Origin of the sequence: Rhizobium brockwellii, from assembly GCF_000769405.2 — a bacterium.
Lineage (GTDB): Bacteria > Pseudomonadota > Alphaproteobacteria > Rhizobiales > Rhizobiaceae > Rhizobium > Rhizobium brockwellii.
Map to the genome: position 1 here is coordinate 3,109,434 of NZ_CP053439.1, position 16,056 is coordinate 3,125,489.

Here is a 16,056-nt window from a genome sequence, read left to right on the forward strand (position 1 = left end):
TATGGGCAAAAAACAACCCAAATCCGCAACTTGCGTTTCCGATCGACTTATAATATAGGCCACCGGTCCGTGTAGACACCCTTGGAGGCAACGCGGATGAGGTCGGATAATACCGCCTCCGGTTCGTCGGAACAAGGCTTTTGCCCGCCGCCGAACTCTCCAAATAACCTCGAAAGGAATAGCCATGAGCCAGGAAACTTACGAGCTCAAGGCCGAGGCGCGCGAACGGGTTGGTAAGGGGTCCGCCCGTGAACTTCGCCGCAACGGTTTGATTCCCGCTGTCATCTATGGTGACAAGCAGGCCCCCATTGCCATCGCTCTCAACACCAATGAGGTGACGAAGCGCATTCACGCCGGTGGTTTCATGACCACCGTGGCCACGATCGACGTCGACGGCAAGAAGCACAAGGTTCTGCCGAAGGACTACCAGCTCGATCCGGTCCGTGACTTCACCATGCATGTCGATTTCCTTCGCGTCTCCGGCAACACCCAGGTGACCGTCGAAATTCCCGTGCACTTCATCAACGAAGAGAAGTCCCCGGGCCTCAAGGTCGGCGGCGTTCTGAACATCGTTCGCCATGAAGTCGAAGTTCATTGCCCGGCCGATGCGATCCCGGAGTTCTTCAACATCGACCTCAGCGGCAAGAAGATCGGTGACAGCATCCATATCGCGGAAGTCACCCTGCCGAAGGGTGTCACTCCTGTGATCGACCGCGACTTCACGATCGCGACCATCATTGCCCCGGCTGGCGGCATTGACGAGACTGCTGCGGAAGGTGGAGCCGAAGCCTGATCGCTTCGACCAATTTGTAAAGCATATGGCCCGCTTTCCCCTGGAAAGCGGGCTTTTCATTGTCCGGAAACGCCCCGTTTCAGCAACATTTAACAAATTCGTGAAAGCATGTTTCGTCAGCTGCGAAGAAGCCCGCCTCAACGCGCGACAGCAAATATGGCCGACCTGGGGGAGTAGACGGAACCATGAACAATTCCGTTGAGAACAGATTTTTTGCGATAGTTTGCGGAGCGCTGCTTGTTTTTGTCGCTCCCCTCTTTGTTCTCTTCCTATTTCTTTCCTCGGAACGGGCCGACAAGGAAATACGCGACCATATCTCTGTTCTTCTTGTCGCCAATGCCCAGGCGCTGGCCAAACCGCTGTGGGACCTCGATGAGGAGAGCGTCACTCAAATCAGCGCGACGGTCGTTTCCCAGGGCGCCATCGTCAAGGTCGAAGTGCGTGACCAGTCAGGCCAGCTCGACGTCAGCCAGTCCACCATTCCGCGCTCCTTCGACGGCAAGCTCGTGCAGGTGTCGCGCGCCATCATTTACAACACCGTTGACGGTCCGAAGAACCTCGGCAGCATCAGCGTCTATTATCCCGCGCTCGGCCTGTTTTCCGGCCTGAAGCAGGAAGAGGTCGTCTTCATCTCGATCTTCATCTTTGCGGTATTGACCGTTTTCGGCACGGCGCTGATCGGCAACCGCTTCTTCGTCATCCAGCCCCTGATGCGGCTGACGGCGGCGATCGAGGCCACCCGCCAGCTGGGCTCCCGTCATCATGTCGACTGGCAGTCGAACGACGAGATGGGGCGGCTTGCCCATAGCTTCAACGAGATGCAGACCAAGCTCGAAAGCGAGGAAAAGGAGCTGAAGTTCGCCCACCGCCGCGCCACCGACATCTACAATCTGACTCCCGCCATGCTCTTCTCTCTCGACGAGGAGGATCGCATCACCGCCGTCAGCGATTATTGGTTGCTTGCCACAGGTTATAACCGCGCTGCCGTCATCGGCCGCAACTTCGCCGATCTCGTCACCCCCACCACCCGCGACAAATTCGTCAAGCGCCGCCGAGCCGAAAGCGGCTTGACCGTCACCGTCAAGTTTGTCTGCCTGGATGGCCGCGCCATGGACGTCCTCATCATGGAATCGGAGGCGGGAGCCGGCGCTCACGACCGCCTCTCGCTATCGGTCATGACGGATGTGACCGAACTCAAGGCCTCCGAGGACCGCAACCACCGCCAGGCCATCACCGATCACCTGACCGGGCTTCTCAATCGCCAGGGCTTCGAAGCCGTCCTCGACAACAAGATCGCCGCCGCCGATGCCGCCGGCCAGGAACTCGCCTGTCTATTCGTCGATCTCGACCGCTTCAAGTGGATCAACGACAACATGGGCCATGCCGCCGGAGACATGGCGCTGGTCGAGCTCGTCGAACGCCTGAAGGCCCATCTTGCCCCCTCCGACGAGGCAGCCCGTCTCGGCGGCGACGAATTTGCCATCCTGCTGCCGGCGAAAGATGCCGAAAGACGCGCCAGGGCGATGTGCGAGCAGATTGCCTCGATCTTCGAAACGCCATTCGCTCCCGACATGCATCTGAGCGCTTCCGTCGGCATCGCCATCTATCCGCATCATGCTGCAACCGCGGCCGAACTGCTGCAGAAATCCGACATGGCGATGTATGCAAAGAAACGCGACGGCAAGAACGGCGCGCAGCTCTTCGACAATGCCATGCTCGACCGTGCCCGCAGCCGCGCCGAAATCGAGGCCAACATCGAAGCCGGCCTCGTCGACGACTGGTTCGAGGCCTTCCTGCAGCCAATCGTCAACCTGAACGGCCGCGGGATTGCCGGTTTCGAGGCGCTGATGCGCCTCAACCATCCGCAGAAGGGCTTGATGCCGCCGGCCGAGATCATCAGCGTCGCCGAGGAGACGGCAAAGATCGTCCGGGTCGGCAACGTCATCATGGAAAAGGCGATCGCCAACCTCGCGAAAATTTCCCGCATATCAGGCATGCAGGATACCTATCTCGCCGTCAACTTCTCGCCGCTGCAGTTCGAACCGGCGCTGCCGGCCCGTCTTGCCGCCTTCGTCGGCCGCCACGGCATCCGCCCCGAGCGCATCGTCGTCGAGATCACCGAAGCCGTGCTGATGCACGACAACCCTGAGATTCGCATGATCGTCACGGAGCTCCGTCGCTTCGGCTGCCGCATTGCGCTCGACGACTTCGGCACCGGCTATTCGTCGCTGAGCTATCTCAACCGCTTCCCTGTCGACATCATCAAGATCGACCAGTCCTTTACCCGCGCGATCAACGACGGCGACGACGACGTGCGCCAGAAGAGCCGCATGCTGATCGAAGGCATCACCACGCTCTCCCACAAGATGGATTGCACCGTCATTGCCGAGGGCATCGAGACCGAAGAGGAATGCCGCACGCTCCACCAGATGGGGCTTGACTATGGTCAGGGCTATCTCTTCCATCGTCCGCAGCACGCAGCCACGCTGATCGAGGAACTGATGGCCTCGCAATCGGCCGTCGCCCGCGCCTCGTAAACGAAGAACGAAGGAGATGATGCCGATGAAAAAGCTCCTGCTTCTCGCATGCCTGGCGCTGCCCTGCACCGCCCATGCACAAACGGTGACGTTCACGACCGAGGACTATGCCCCCTTCAACTATCGCGAAGGCAAGGAGATCAAAGGCGCGACCGTCGAGCAGGTCGAAAAGGTGATGGCCGCGATCGGCGTCGACTACACAATCGAGATCATGCCCTGGGCGCGCGCTTTTAGCCTTGCCCGCACGGCGCCGATGACTTGTGTCTTTGCGACCGCCCACAACGGCGCACGCGACCCGTTGTTCAAATGGGTCGAGCCGCTGCTCATCGACCGCAACATCCTGATCACCCGCAAGGGGTCGGGCGTCACTGCCGGGAATCTGGACGAGGCGAAGAAATATACGGTTGGTACTCAGCGCGAGGATTACACCGAGACGATCCTGAAGGAGAAGGGTTTCACCAAGATCGATGTCGCCAGCGACTTCAATGCGACGCTGCGCAAGCTGCTTGGCGGACGCATCGACATGATGCCGATATCCGAACTCTATTTCGAGAAGCTGAAGGTCGACCAGCCGGTGGAGATAGTGACCGTGCTCTCCTCGCAGCCGATGGGCATCGCCTGCGAGAAGAACTTTCCGGCCGATCTGCTTGCCAGGATGCAGGCTGCCCTCGACAAGCTGATCGCCGATGGCGACCAGAAGCAGATCTTCCTGAAATACGGCATGAACCTCTCGGAATGATCCTGCTCGGCGGATTGCTGCCCTTTCCGCTTGACTTTGCTTTCGTTTCGCGGTGGTGAACGGCGGGAAGTTCTAAAACGCGTCGCGATCTTTCAGATTCGCTTATCGCGCTTTAGGTCTTTGTTTTTACGCATGTCGTTGTCGCAAAACCACTGCACACTTTTGCGCGACATGCTTTGGTGAGGAAAGACAGGCCATGCTGATCATCGCGGGTCTCGGCAATCCCGGCGGCAAATACGCCGGCAACCGCCATAATATCGGCTTCATGGCCGTCGACGCCATCCATCGGCGCCACGGCTTCTCGCCCTGGTCGAAGAAGTTCAGGGCCGAGATCGCCGAGGGCGAGCTCGCCGGCGAAAGGGTGCTGCTGATCAAGCCGCAGACCTTCATGAACCTCTCCGGTGAGGCCGTCGGCGAGGCGATGCGCTTTTACAAGCTCCAGCCCGCCGACCTCGTCGCGATCTACGACGAACTCGACCTTCCCCCGGGCAAGGCGCGGCTGAAGACCGGCGGCGGCCATGGCGGCCACAACGGCATCAAGTCGCTGGACGCCCATTGCGGCAAGGAGTACCGGCGGCTACGCCTCGGTATTGGCCATCCCGGCGTCAAGGAAATGGTGCAGAACCATGTGCTCGGCGATTTCGCCAAGGCCGACAAGGCCTGGCTGGAACCGCTTCTCGACACGCTCGCCGACAATGCCGACATGCTTGTGCGAAACGAGGATTCGCAGCTGATGAACAAGATCGCGCTGGCGCTCGGCGACAAGGCCGAGGAGGAGAAGCCGCGAAAGGAAAACAAGAATACCGAAAAGGGGCCGGCCGGCCAGTCGCATATCCATCAGGCCCGCAACCACAATCAGCCGAAGCTGCTCACCACCGGGCCGATGGCCGACATGTTGAAGAAGATGTTCGGCAACAAGGGCGACTGAAGCCATGACGGACCGGGACTTCATCATCCGCGCTGCTGCCCGCAGCGATCTCCCTGGTCTCATGACGCTTTACCGTCACCTGAACCCGACCGATCCGGTTCTCGACGAGGCACTTGCCGAGGAACGCTTCTCCGACATCCTGGCGCAGCCGGGCATGACCGTGTTCATCGGCTATGCCGGTGATGTCGCCGCTGCAACCGTCACAAGCGTCGTCGTGCCGAACCTGACGCGCAGCGGCGCACCTTATGGGCTCATCGAAAACGTCGTCACCCACGCCGATCATCGCAAGCGCGGTTACGCCGGCGCCGTTATCCGCCACGCGATCGCAGACGCCTGGAACGCAGGCTGCTACAAGGTGATGCTGCTCACCGGCTCCAAGAATCCGGCCACGCTGCGCTTCTACGAGAATTGCGGCTTCGTTCAGGACAAGACCGGATACCAGATCCGCCGGCGCTGAGCCCCTCTTCGGGACGGCCCCCGGCAAAGCGCCTATTCTTCCGGCTCTGTGGTGAACATCAGCGGAAAGCCCATGCCCTTGGCAAGGTCGATGCCTTCCTTGGCCTTGGTCTCGGCGATGTCTCTTACGCAGACCACGACCACACAGGAGCCGAGCTTGTGCGCCGTCATCATCACCCGGTAGCCGGCCTCCTCGCTCATGCGGAAGACGGACTTCAGGATCATGATCACCAGTTCGCGCGGCGTATAATCGTCATTGACCAGAATGACCTTGTAGAGCTTCGGCTCGTCCAGCTTCGGCTTCACCTTGGTCTTCGGTTTAAGGGCAATGTCATTGTCACTCATCGGAAAAATCCACCCGTTGATGACATGGAAAGGCGGAGAAAACGTCCGCCGACAATATATTGCACCGTAAGCACGGCAGTTCAATGACGCAAATATCATTGAGCGGAAAGCAGGAGGCAATCCCGGCCCCGTTTTTCGAGAATCGCCGCAGCCTTCCTGTCATCCGGAGAGCCATCGACCTTCAATTCCTGTTGCGAACCCTTGACCCAGGGCGGCCATTCCCGCATAGGCAGGGCAAAGTTACAAATAGATATGGATCAAGCCATGGGCTTCAAATGCGGTATCGTCGGGCTGCCGAATGTCGGCAAATCGACCCTCTTCAACGCGCTCACCAAGACGGCGGCGGCACAGGCGGCGAATTATCCCTTCTGCACCATCGAGCCGAACACCGGTGAAGTCGCCGTTCCTGATCCGCGCATGCGCAAGCTTGCCGACATCGCCAAGTCCAAGGAACTGATCCCGACCCGCATCTCCTTCGTCGACATTGCCGGCCTGGTGCGCGGCGCCTCGAAGGGTGAAGGCCTCGGCAACCAGTTCCTCGCCAATATCCGCGAGGTCGATGCCATCGTCCATGTGCTCCGCTGCTTCGAAGACAGCGACATCACTCATGTCGAGGGCCGCATCAACCCCGTCGCCGATGCCGAGACGATCGAGACCGAACTGATGCTTGCCGACCTCGAAAGCCTGGAGCGCCGCACCGAGCAGACGCGCAAGCGCGCCACCGGCAAGGACAAGGAATCGGTGGCGATGCTGCCGATCATGGATGCCTCGCTGAAGCTGCTCAACGAAGGCAAGCCGGTTCGCACGCTGCTGTCGACGCTCGATGCGGAAGAAATCGTCATCCTCAAGAGCCTCAATCTTCTGACCTCGCATCCGGTGCTCTACGTCTGCAACGTCGCCGAAGGCGATGCCTCGACCGGCAACGAATTCACCGAGGCCGTTGCCGTCATGGCGAAGGAACAGGGTGCCGAAACCGTCGTCATCTCGGCGGCGATCGAATCGGAGGTTGCCCAGCTTCCCGAAGAGGAAGCCAAGGAATTCCTCTCCGCCCTCGACCTTGACGAGGCCGGCCTCGACCGGCTGATTCGTGCTGGCTACAAGCTGCTCCACCTCATTACCTATTTCACTGTCGGCCCGAAGGAAACGCGCGCTTGGACGATCGAGCGCGGTACCAAGGCACCACAGGCCGCCGGCGTCATCCATTCGGATTTCGAGCGTGGCTTCATCCGCGCCAACACCATCGCCTATGACGACTACATCAAATACAACGGCGAAGTCGGCGCCAAGGATGCCGGCAAGGCGCGCGACGAAGGCAAGGAATACGTCGTCCAAGACGGCGACGTCATCCATTTCCGCTTCAACACCTGATCGCAGACCGCTGCTGTCTCGGCCAATGCATTTCGCCCAAACTGCTCAGCGGTTTGGGCGAAATCATAAGATCTACGATACCGCCCCCGAGACGGCAGGCGGCAATCTCTGCGAGATTACCAGCGGCAGCGCCCGCAGCACGATACGGCGCAGCGGCATCCAGCCTGTTCCGATGATGAGCACGATCGCTCCGACGACGATCAGCGTCGTGAAGATATAGGTGTCAACAGTCGCGCTCCCCTGCCGGAAAATGCCGTAGATCGCAAAACCGAGCGACAGCAGGCCTGACGTGACGAAGGCGCGCCGGTCGATGACAAGGCCGATCAGCATCAACGCCGCCACGCTGATGACAATGATGGGCGTCTTGATCGACACGGCCTGGGCAACATCCAGCAAATTGCCGTCGAACGACATCAGCAGCCTTACGCTGAAGAGCAGTGCCGGTGCCGCACCCAGATGAAGCCAGAAGGCGATATCGGAGCGTATCGTCCGGCGCAACCGGTCGCCGAGGTCGAAATAGAGCGCCGTTGCAAACAGCCCGAGCGCGCAAACGAGGAAGACCACCGCGAACAGGAGGGGATGGTTGGAGAAGAATTGCGGATCGCCGCTCGCCCATTGCGTGAGGCGCAATAGCAGGGTGAGCACCAGCGCAAGCGCAGACATGATGCAGAGCGCCAGCGACAGCGGCACGCGGTACCGGGCATAATAGAGGCCGAGAACGATCGGGAAACCGGCGATGAACTGCGTCGCCCCCGCCCCAATATCATTGAAGGCTGAGGTCCCCGGTTTGAAGAAGAAGGACATCAGCAGGAATGTCCAGCAGAACAGCGCGATCGTCAGGCTGACGGCCGGCAGGGCAAGCCGCTGGCGGCGCACCAGGATTTCCGAAAGCAAGATGATCGCAGGCAGCACGGCATAAAGCGCGGCAAGCCCCCAGAGGCCGGCGAGCGCCACCGCGACGCCGATGGTGATCAGCACGTCGTGGAAGCCGCGCACGAAGCTAGGCGTCTCTGTATCCGACCAGGCCTGCCCTTCCGCTTCCATTGCCGGCTGTGCCTCAGCGACGCCGCCTCCGACGACGGCGACTCCGCGCTCCATCAGGAAGGGCAAGAGCCGCCCGCCCGCCTCCGGCGAAATCAGCTCTTGGCGTACGGCCTCATCGAGTATCGACCTTAGTTCAGTCATGCCGGTTTATCTCCCCGGAATCATTGAGCCCGCGCGGATGCTATTGTAAGCATTGTGCGCTGCATATGGCGGGAGGAACGAATGTCGGCAGAAAAGCTTTCCTTCGAGGATTTCCAGCCCGGCCGCCGCTTCGCGCTTGGCCCGAAGCTGGTGACCACCGAGGAAATCATTGAGTTCGCAAGCGAATTCGACCCGCAACCGATGCATCTCGATGAGGCTGCCGGCCGCGCCAGCATTCTCGGCGGCCTTGCCGCTTCCGGCTGGCATACCTCTTCGATGTTCATGCGCATGATGGCCGACAGCTATGTCCTGCATTCGCTCTGCGAAGGTGCGCCGGGCGTCGACCTGATGGAATGGCGAAAGCCGGTGCTTGCCGGCGACGCGCTATCTGGCCATTCGACCGTGCTTGAAGCCCGGCCGATGCGCTCGCGCCCCGGCATCGGCATCGTCAAGTTTCGCCACGAGGTGCAAAACCAGCGCGGCGAACTCATCTGCGTCTCTGAGAATTCGGTCATGTTCGGCATGCGCGCCCGGCCCGCAGATATCGGCATAAGCCCGGAGACATCAGCATGAGGATGTCCGAGCTTTACGCGGTTGGCGAGAAGGCCGAGATCGGCAAGTACACTTTTACCGAGGAAAACATCATCCGTTTCGCGACGCGCTACGATCCGCAGCGTTTCCACGTCGACAAGGAAGCCGCCAAAGACACCCTCTTCGGTGGCCTCTGCGCCTCGGGCTGGCACACCACCGCCGCCTGGATGCGGACCTTCCTCGCCTTTTGGGAAAGGCAGAGCGCCGCACTCGCGCAAAAGGGCCTGGCGTCGCCGAATCTAGGTCCTTCACCGGGCTTCCAGAAACTGCAATGGCTGCGGCCTGTCTTCGTCGGCGACGTCGTCACCTATTCCGTCGCCTTCCTCTCCAGCCGAGCGCTCGCGTCGCGATCGGGCTGGCACCTCAACACCATCCTCTGCGAGGGCGTCAATCAAAACGGCGATGCGGTTATCCGCTTCGAAAGCGGCGTGCTCGAATTCGACTGACGCTGCAGGCACGAGGACGAGGGCTCAATGGCCGGAAAATTCCACCAGCGTATGCACAACGACGCCGAGTTCTTCCAGCTTCTTGCGGCCGCCGAGATCCGGCAGATCGATGACGAAGCAGGCGCCGACCACCTCCGCGCCGATCTGGCGCAGCAGCTTCGTGGCGCCGACCGCCGTGCCGCCGGTGGCGATCAGGTCGTCGACCAGGATCACCTTCTCGCCGGGCTGGACAGCATCGCGATGCATCTCCATCTCGTCGACACCATATTCCAGGCTGTAGGCGATGCGCACGGTCTCGTGCGGCAGCTTGCCCTTCTTGCGGATCGGCACGAAGCCTGAGGAAAGCTGGTGGGCCACCGCGCCGCCGAGAATGAAGCCGCGCGCCTCCATTCCGGCGATCTTGTCGATCTTCGTGCCTGCATAGGGCTGCACGAGTTCATCGACCGCCCGGCGGAAAGCCCGAGGATTGCCGAGCAATGTGGTGATGTCGCGGAAGATGATGCCGGGCTTGGGGTAGTCGGGAATGGAGCGGATGCTGGCTGCGAGCTCCGAAGTCGTATTGTTCATGGAAAATCCATATCTGCGAAGGCATGAAACTGGCCGGACATTATCAATTGCCAGGAGCGGAACCAACAAAAAAGGCGGCCCGTAGACCGCCTTTCGAAATCCGGCGAAGAACCGCTCAATGTTCCTTATTGGCGTAGATCGAGCGCTTCGTCAGGTAGATCAGTACCGTGAAGATCGCCAGGAAGATCATGACCATGAAGCCGGTGCGCTTGCGCTCCTCGAGATGCGGCTCTGCGGCCCACATCAGGAAGGCGGAGACATCCCTCGAATACTGGTCGACCGTCGCCGGCGCGCCGTCGTCATAGGTCACCTGCCCGTCGGAGAGCGGCTTCGGCATGGCAAGGACGGCTGCAGCGTGGAAATAAGGGTTGTAATGTGAGCCCTGCGCCACCTGGAAGCCGGCTGGCGGCTCTTCATAGCCGGTCAGCAGCGCATGGATGTAATCCGGGCCACCTTCCTGATACTGCGTGAAGATATCGAAGACGAATTGCGGGAAGCCGCGCTCGACTTCGCGAGCCTTGGCGATCAGCGAAAAGTCGGGTGGAGCCGCACCGTTGTTGGAAGCAGCAGCGGCCTCCGCATTGGCGAAAGGCGCCGGGAAGTGATCGGAGGGGACCGCCTTGCGGGTAAACATCTCACCGGCGGCGTTCGGGCCGTCCTGGACCTCATAGTTCGCGGCAAAAGCCTTTACCTGCGCCTCGGAATAACCGAGCTCGTCGAGCATGCGGAAGGGCACCAGGTTCATCGAATGGCAGGCGGAACAGACTTCGGTGTAGACCTTGAGGCCGCGCTGAAGCTGACCCTTGTCGTAGTGGCCGAACGGACCGGCGAAAGTCCATTCCTCCTCCTTCGGCTCCTTCAGCGGATAGTGCGGCGTCTCACTTTCCGCGTGATGGGCAGGAGCCGCGCTGTTGGCGGGCGTCGCCTCCTGGGCCAGCACGGCACTGCCGAGACTGGCAGCGAATGCGAACGAGAGAATGCTTGTAACAAGCGTTTTCATATTTCTAGTCCCTTCCGTCGCTCGCTTATGCTTTGACCGCTGCGGTCTTGTTGCGCTTTTCGAGCACTGCTTCGGTGATCGAGTTCGGGATGCGGCGCGGTGTTTCCACCAAGCCGAGAACCGGCATCGCGACCAGGAAGAAAGCGAAGTAGAGGAGTGTGCAAATCTGCGAGATCGTGGTGAACAAGCCTTCCGCCGGCTGCGAGCCGAGCCAGCCGAGGATGATCGCATTGATCACGAACAGCCAGTAGAACAGCTTGTACCACGGGCGGTAGACGGCGGAACGGACCTTCGAGGTATCGAGCCAGGGCAGGAAGAACAGCACGATGATCGCGCCGAACATCACGAGCACGCCGCCGAGCTTGGAGTCGATCGGGCCGATGTTGAAGGTGATCGAGCGCAGCATCGCATAGAAGGGCAGGAAGTACCATTCCGGAACGATGTGGGCCGGCGTTTTCAACGGGTCGGCCGGGATGTAGTTGTCGGCATGGCCGAGGAAATTCGGCAGGTAGAACACGAAATAGGCATAGACCAGCAGGAAGACCGAAACGCCGAGCGCATCCTTCATCGTCGCATAGGGCGTGAAGCGCACCGTGTCGGTCTTCGTCTTGATCTCGATACCCGTCGGGTTGGTCTGGCCGACGACGTGCAGCGCCCAGATGTGCAGGACGACGACGCCGGCGATCATGAAGGGCAGCAAGTAGTGCAACGAGAAGAATCGGTTCAGCGTCGGCTGGTCGACGGCAAACCCGCCGAGCAGGAACTGCTGGATCCATTCGCCGACCAGCGGGAAGGCCGAGAAGAAGCCGGTGATGACGGTCGCACCCCAGAAGGACATCTGGCCCCAGGGCAGGACGTAGCCCATGAAACCGGTCGCCATCATCAGGAGGTAGATGACCACGCCGAGAATCCAGAGGATTTCGCGCGGCGCCTTGTAGGAGCCGTAATAGAGGCCGCGGGCGATGTGCAGGTAGACCGCGACGAAGAAGAAGGACGCGCCGTTGGCATGCATGTAGCGCAGCAGCCAGCCGTGGTTGACGTCGCGCATGATCTTTTCGACGGAGTTGAAGGCGATCGTCGTGTCGGCGGCGTAGTGCATGGCGAGCGTGACACCTGTCAGGATCTGCACCACCAACATGACGGCCAGCATGGCGCCAAAGGTATAGGCATAGTTCAGGTTCCGCGGAACCGGATAGGCGATGAAGCTGTCATAGACCATGCGCGGCAGCGGAAGGCGCGCATCGACCCATTTCTCGAGGCCGGTTGATGGCTCGTAGCTGGAATGGCCACTCATTAATCAGTCTCCCCTCAACCGATCTTGATCTTGGTATCGGACAAAAATGAAAAGGTCGGAATCGCCAGATTCTGCGGCGCCGGGCCTTTGCGGATGCGGCCGGCCGTGTCGTAGACCGAGCCATGGCAGGGACAGAACCAACCATTGTATTCGCCAGCCTGGCCGAGCGGCACGCAGCCAAGATGCGTGCAGGTGCCGATCATGACGATCCAGTTTTCCTTGCCCTTGCCGCCCGAACGGTCAACACCCGTTGCCTGAGCGTCAACAGGAAGATTTGCATTGCGTGCGATCGGATCCTTGAGGTCCGACAGCGGAACATCGGCAGCGGCCGTCACTTCTTCCGGGGTGCGATTACGGATGAAGATCGGCTTGCCGCGCCATTTGACTGTCAGCGACATGCCTGGCTCGAGGCTGGCAACGTCGACTTCGATGGAGGCGAGTGCGAGCGTCGAAGCATCAGGACGCATCTGATCTATGAACGGCCAAGCGACCGTAACGGCGCCGACGGCGCCTGCCATACCAGTGGTGAGATAAAGGAAATCACGGCGAGTGGGTTCGCCCATGCCCTCGCTTGTCGTTTCGTGTTCGCTCACGGCTAACATCCTCTGCGCAATTTTCGCGGAATTCCGCCCTGCCCCCTCTACCGGCGAATCTCTATGGACACAATTCGGCCATAGATTCCCCGGCAATCCGGCGCGTTCTATGCTTGATCGCAAATTATGTCCAGCCTTGGCAAGGGGATGAGGGCACAATGTCGCGGGAAATTTCGGATGAATTTTTTAAGGCAAACACGCGCTTGCCATTATGTTGCATTGCAACAAAAATGCCCCCGTGATAGGCGCAGTCGCAGCCATGCCAGCGAGCCGGACCGGAGCGGATGAGAGACACGATTTTTTGCGTATTCAGCGTCCTCACGACCCTCGTTCTCGCCATCGTCTCCCTGCGATATGTCACCGATTTCTATCTGCTGTCCTTCTTTTACAGCTTCCAGGTCCATCTGGCGGTGGCCGGCGCCGTGGCCTCGGTCGCTGCCCTTCTCGTCAAGCGGCACTGGTATGCACTGCTGACCCTTGCAGTGTCGGTAGTCCTTGCCGTCCACGGTGTCGTGATGATGCGCGAATTCGTCGAGCCGGCTGTCGAGAAGAGCCGTCCCGCCCTGTTCAGGCTGATGTCCTTCAATATCGAGAACGATAATTTCGCAAACGGCCCTGCGATCGCCGATATGGTCATTGCCTCAGGCGCCGACATCGTCAGCATCCTGGAGGCCGAACCGCTGCTGTCGGAACTGCCGCGGTTGTTGAAGATCTATCCCTATTACATCGGCTGCGGTGTCGGCATGGAGCAATGCGATACGCTGGTGCTGTCGAAGCGTCCGCTGATCGAACCCCGCATCCGCAATCTCGGCCTGCTCTGGCGCAACCGGCTGACGATCTCGACGATCGATTTCGATGGCCAGAAGGTCAATTTCCTCGCCGCGCACCTGACCAAACCTTATTACGACGAATTCCACGGCCTCGAAATCTGGGATCTCGCAGAGATCATCCCTACCCTTTCGGGACCGCTCGTTCTCGCCGGTGATTTCAATACGTCGATTCTGGCGCCCGACGTGCAGTATCTCATGCGCACTCAAGGCTTGGGCACGGTATCGCTGGAGCCCGCGACGTGGCCGATCCGCGCCGGTGCTTTCGGCATTCCGATCGATCATATCTTTACCCGAGCGCCGCTGCGGCTAAAATCGGTGCGCCGCATCGAGAACGGCTTCGGGTCAAATCATTTTGGCCTCATGGCGGAGTTCGTCGTCGACCCTTGAGCCCGCATCCTCATCCGCAGCAAGGAAGCCGCCGGACTGGCGCGCCCAAAGTTCGGCATAGAGCCCGCCGTGGCGAAGCAGTTCGTCATGGCTGCCTTCCTCGATAATCCGTCCGAGATCGACGACGATCAGCCGGTCGAGCGCGGCGATCGTCGACAGCCGATGGGCGATCGCAAGCACCGTCTTGCCTTCCATGATCCGATGGAGATTGGACTGGATCGCTTCCTCCACTTCCGAATCGAGCGCCGACGTCGCTTCGTCGAGAACGAGGATCGGCGCGTCCTTCAGCATGACGCGGGCAATGGCGATACGCTGCCGCTGCCCGCCTGACAGCTTGACGCCGCGTTCACCGACATGCGCGTCGAAACCCTTGCGCCCCTGCTGATCCTGCAGCCGCGCGATGAAGTCGATGGCCTCCGCGCGCCTGGCCGCCTCGACCAGCCGCTCCTCGCCGGCATCCGGCCGTCCGAACAGGATATTGTCTCGCACCGAACGATGCAGCAGCGAGGTATCCTGGCTGACGACGCCGATCTGCATCCTGAGAGATTCCTGCGTCACGGCTGCAATATCCTGGCCGTCGATGAGAATGCGGCCGTCCTGGATGTCGTAGAGACGCAGCAGCAGGTTCATCAGCGTCGATTTCCCCGCGCCTGAACGGCCGACGATCCCGACCTTTTCGCCCGGCCGAATGGTCAGAGAGAAATTCTCGACGACCGGCTGATGACCCTTGCCGTAGCGGAACGAAACATTGTCGAAGCGAATGCCGGGCTGCCGGATCACCAGGCTTTTGGCATCCGGCCGATCGACCAGCCCCAGAGGCTGGGAGATCAGCTCGGCGGCGTTCTGGATGGTGCCGAGATTGCGCATGATGCCGTTGAACTGCGTCATCAGCCGTCCGAGCAGGAAATTCAACCTGAGCACCAGTGCCAACGAGAATGCCACGGCACCGGAGCTGACCAGGCCGCGCAACCAGAGATCGACGCTCAACCCCGCCATCGTCACGATCATCAGGCCGGAGAGCAGCGCCATCGAGGCCCTGACGCCCGTGATGAACCGCGTAAAGCGCAGCACCGTATCCTGATAGATATCGAAACCCTGCCGCATATAGCGGTCGCTCTCCTCGTCGCGCGCAAACAGCTTCAGCGTCTGCATGTTGCTGTAGGAGTCGACCATCCGGCCATTCAGCATCGATCCGGCTTCCGCCGTTTCACGGGAGTGATGGCGGATCCGCGGAACGAAGTGGCGCGCCAGAAGGCTGAAGGCGCAAAGCCAGAACAGCACGACGGCAGCCAGAGAAAAGTCCAGCCGGGCGACGAGCACGAGAGTCGTTGCGGCATAGATGCCGACGAACCAGACGCTTTCCATCAGCGAGGTGACGAGATCACCGGTTGCCTGCCCGGCCGACCAGACTTTGGTGACGATGCGCCCGGAGAAATCACTCTGGAAAAACGACAATGACTGCCTGGAGACGTGGAGATAGGATTGCCAGCGTGCTAGATTGTAGAAGCCCGGCGTGATCACCTGTTGGTCGACGAGCGCAATCAGGAAGGCGACGACGAAACGCACGATCCCGATAAGGGCGAGCATGCCGAACAATTCGCCGCCATGGGCGGCGAGAAGACCGTTCCAGCCGGCCCCAGGCGTGATGCTGCCGAGGATATCGACCAGGCGTCCGACGAACCAGAAGAGTGCAGCCTCGATTGCCGCCGATGTCCCACCCAGAACGAGCATGGCGACGAACGGCATCCTCGCCTGGCCGATATAGAACCAGATGAATCCGAGCGTCGAGCGCGGCGGCTGGAGATTGGCGCGTGGGCGGAACGGATCGATCCAGGTTTCGAACCGGCGGAGGATAGGGTTCAGCAACATAGAAGCGATATAGGCGGATTAGCCGGGCCGGCAAAGGGAATGAAAAGCGGACAGAATGTTATATTTTGGTAATTATCGGTAACATCGGCGGCATACCCATTGAATGCCCCCGAACTGGTCACAATCTC

Annotated in this window: 16 protein-coding genes; 9 read left to right on the forward strand and 7 right to left on the reverse strand. The window is 60.4% G+C overall.

The annotated features are described in order from the left end of the window. The first annotated feature begins 184 nt into the window (after positions 1-184). The 5 genes from RLCC275e_RS15555 to RLCC275e_RS15575 all read left to right on the forward strand — a co-directional run bounded on the left by RLCC275e_RS15555 (position 185) and on the right by RLCC275e_RS15575 (position 5,454). Positions 185-793, forward strand: a complete 609-nt coding sequence (locus RLCC275e_RS15555; RefSeq protein WP_003561325.1) for a 50S ribosomal protein L25/general stress protein Ctc — start codon at positions 185-187, stop codon at positions 791-793. A 185-nt stretch (positions 794-978) separates the two neighbouring features. Further along, complete coding sequence (locus tag RLCC275e_RS15560) at positions 979-3,330, forward strand: EAL domain-containing protein (protein WP_033180182.1); 2,352 nt, start codon at positions 979-981, stop codon at positions 3,328-3,330. A 25-nt stretch (positions 3,331-3,355) separates the two neighbouring features. Then, positions 3,356-4,069: a substrate-binding periplasmic protein gene (locus tag RLCC275e_RS15565; protein ID WP_033180665.1), complete on the forward strand. Its 714-nt coding sequence runs from the start codon at positions 3,356-3,358 to the stop codon at positions 4,067-4,069. Positions 4,070-4,265: 196 nt separating this feature from the next. Beyond that, positions 4,266-4,997, forward strand: coding sequence for an aminoacyl-tRNA hydrolase (gene pth / locus RLCC275e_RS15570; RefSeq protein WP_033180181.1), 732 nt, complete (start codon positions 4,266-4,268; stop codon positions 4,995-4,997). A gap of 4 nt (positions 4,998-5,001) precedes the next feature. Next, a complete protein-coding gene (locus tag RLCC275e_RS15575) occupies positions 5,002-5,454 on the forward strand; it encodes a GNAT family N-acetyltransferase (protein WP_033180180.1) in 453 nt (150 codons plus the stop codon). A gap of 32 nt (positions 5,455-5,486) precedes the next feature. Here RLCC275e_RS15575 and clpS read toward each other — a convergent pair whose 3' ends face one another. Continuing rightward, positions 5,487-5,798 carry an ATP-dependent Clp protease adapter ClpS gene (gene clpS, locus RLCC275e_RS15580; RefSeq protein ID WP_033180179.1) on the reverse strand — a complete coding sequence of 104 codons (312 nt, stop codon included), beginning with the start codon at positions 5,796-5,798 and terminating at the stop codon, positions 5,487-5,489. Between the two features lie 264 nt (positions 5,799-6,062). On the opposite strand from clpS, the gene ychF reads away from it, so the two are divergent. Further along, positions 6,063-7,166 carry a redox-regulated ATPase YchF gene (gene ychF, locus RLCC275e_RS15585; protein ID WP_012758451.1) on the forward strand — a complete coding sequence of 368 codons (1,104 nt, stop codon included), beginning with the start codon at positions 6,063-6,065 and terminating at the stop codon, positions 7,164-7,166. A gap of 72 nt (positions 7,167-7,238) precedes the next feature. Here ychF and RLCC275e_RS15590 read toward each other — a convergent pair whose 3' ends face one another. Then, the gene (locus RLCC275e_RS15590) at positions 7,239-8,351 is read right to left on the reverse strand and encodes a hypothetical protein (protein ID WP_033180178.1); all 1,113 of its coding nucleotides are present in this window, start codon (positions 8,349-8,351) and stop codon (positions 7,239-7,241) included. An 81-nt stretch (positions 8,352-8,432) separates the two neighbouring features. Here RLCC275e_RS15590 and RLCC275e_RS15595 point away from each other — a divergent pair, with 81 nt between their 5' ends. Then, on the forward strand, positions 8,433-8,924 hold the full coding sequence (locus RLCC275e_RS15595; protein WP_033180177.1) for a MaoC family dehydratase: 492 nt from the start codon (positions 8,433-8,435) through the stop codon (positions 8,922-8,924). After that, the gene (locus tag RLCC275e_RS15600) at positions 8,921-9,388 is read left to right on the forward strand and encodes a MaoC family dehydratase (protein ID WP_033180176.1); all 468 of its coding nucleotides are present in this window, start codon (positions 8,921-8,923) and stop codon (positions 9,386-9,388) included. Before RLCC275e_RS15595 ends, RLCC275e_RS15600 begins: the two co-directional genes overlap by 4 nt. Before the next feature lie 24 nt (positions 9,389-9,412). Here the strand turns inward: RLCC275e_RS15600 and RLCC275e_RS15605 are convergent, their stop codons facing one another. From RLCC275e_RS15605 to petA, 4 genes are all read right to left on the reverse strand, one after another. Further along, positions 9,413-9,955, reverse strand: coding sequence for an adenine phosphoribosyltransferase (locus tag RLCC275e_RS15605; protein WP_003561340.1), 543 nt, complete (start codon positions 9,953-9,955; stop codon positions 9,413-9,415). 115 nt (positions 9,956-10,070) lie between these two features. Beyond that, positions 10,071-10,955 carry a cytochrome c1 gene (locus tag RLCC275e_RS15610; RefSeq protein WP_033180175.1) on the reverse strand — a complete coding sequence of 295 codons (885 nt, stop codon included), beginning with the start codon at positions 10,953-10,955 and terminating at the stop codon, positions 10,071-10,073. Positions 10,956-10,980: 25 nt separating this feature from the next. Further along, on the reverse strand, positions 10,981-12,249 hold the full coding sequence (locus RLCC275e_RS15615) for a cytochrome b (protein ID WP_033180174.1): 1,269 nt from the start codon (positions 12,247-12,249) through the stop codon (positions 10,981-10,983). A 14-nt stretch (positions 12,250-12,263) separates the two neighbouring features. Continuing rightward, the gene (gene petA, locus RLCC275e_RS15620) at positions 12,264-12,842 is read right to left on the reverse strand and encodes a ubiquinol-cytochrome c reductase iron-sulfur subunit (RefSeq protein WP_003561343.1); all 579 of its coding nucleotides are present in this window, start codon (positions 12,840-12,842) and stop codon (positions 12,264-12,266) included. 284 nt (positions 12,843-13,126) lie between these two features. Between petA and RLCC275e_RS15625 the strand changes: the two genes are divergently transcribed. After that, positions 13,127-14,059: an endonuclease/exonuclease/phosphatase family protein gene (locus tag RLCC275e_RS15625; protein WP_033180173.1), complete on the forward strand. Its 933-nt coding sequence runs from the start codon at positions 13,127-13,129 to the stop codon at positions 14,057-14,059. Here RLCC275e_RS15625 and RLCC275e_RS15630 read toward each other — a convergent pair. Beyond that, positions 14,015-15,928 (reverse strand): ABC transporter ATP-binding protein, encoded by a 1,914-nt coding sequence (locus RLCC275e_RS15630; RefSeq protein ID WP_033180172.1) that lies wholly within the window; start codon positions 15,926-15,928, stop codon positions 14,015-14,017. The two genes, RLCC275e_RS15625 and RLCC275e_RS15630, sit on opposite strands and share 45 nt — an antisense overlap. Positions 15,929-16,056 lie beyond the last annotated feature (128 nt).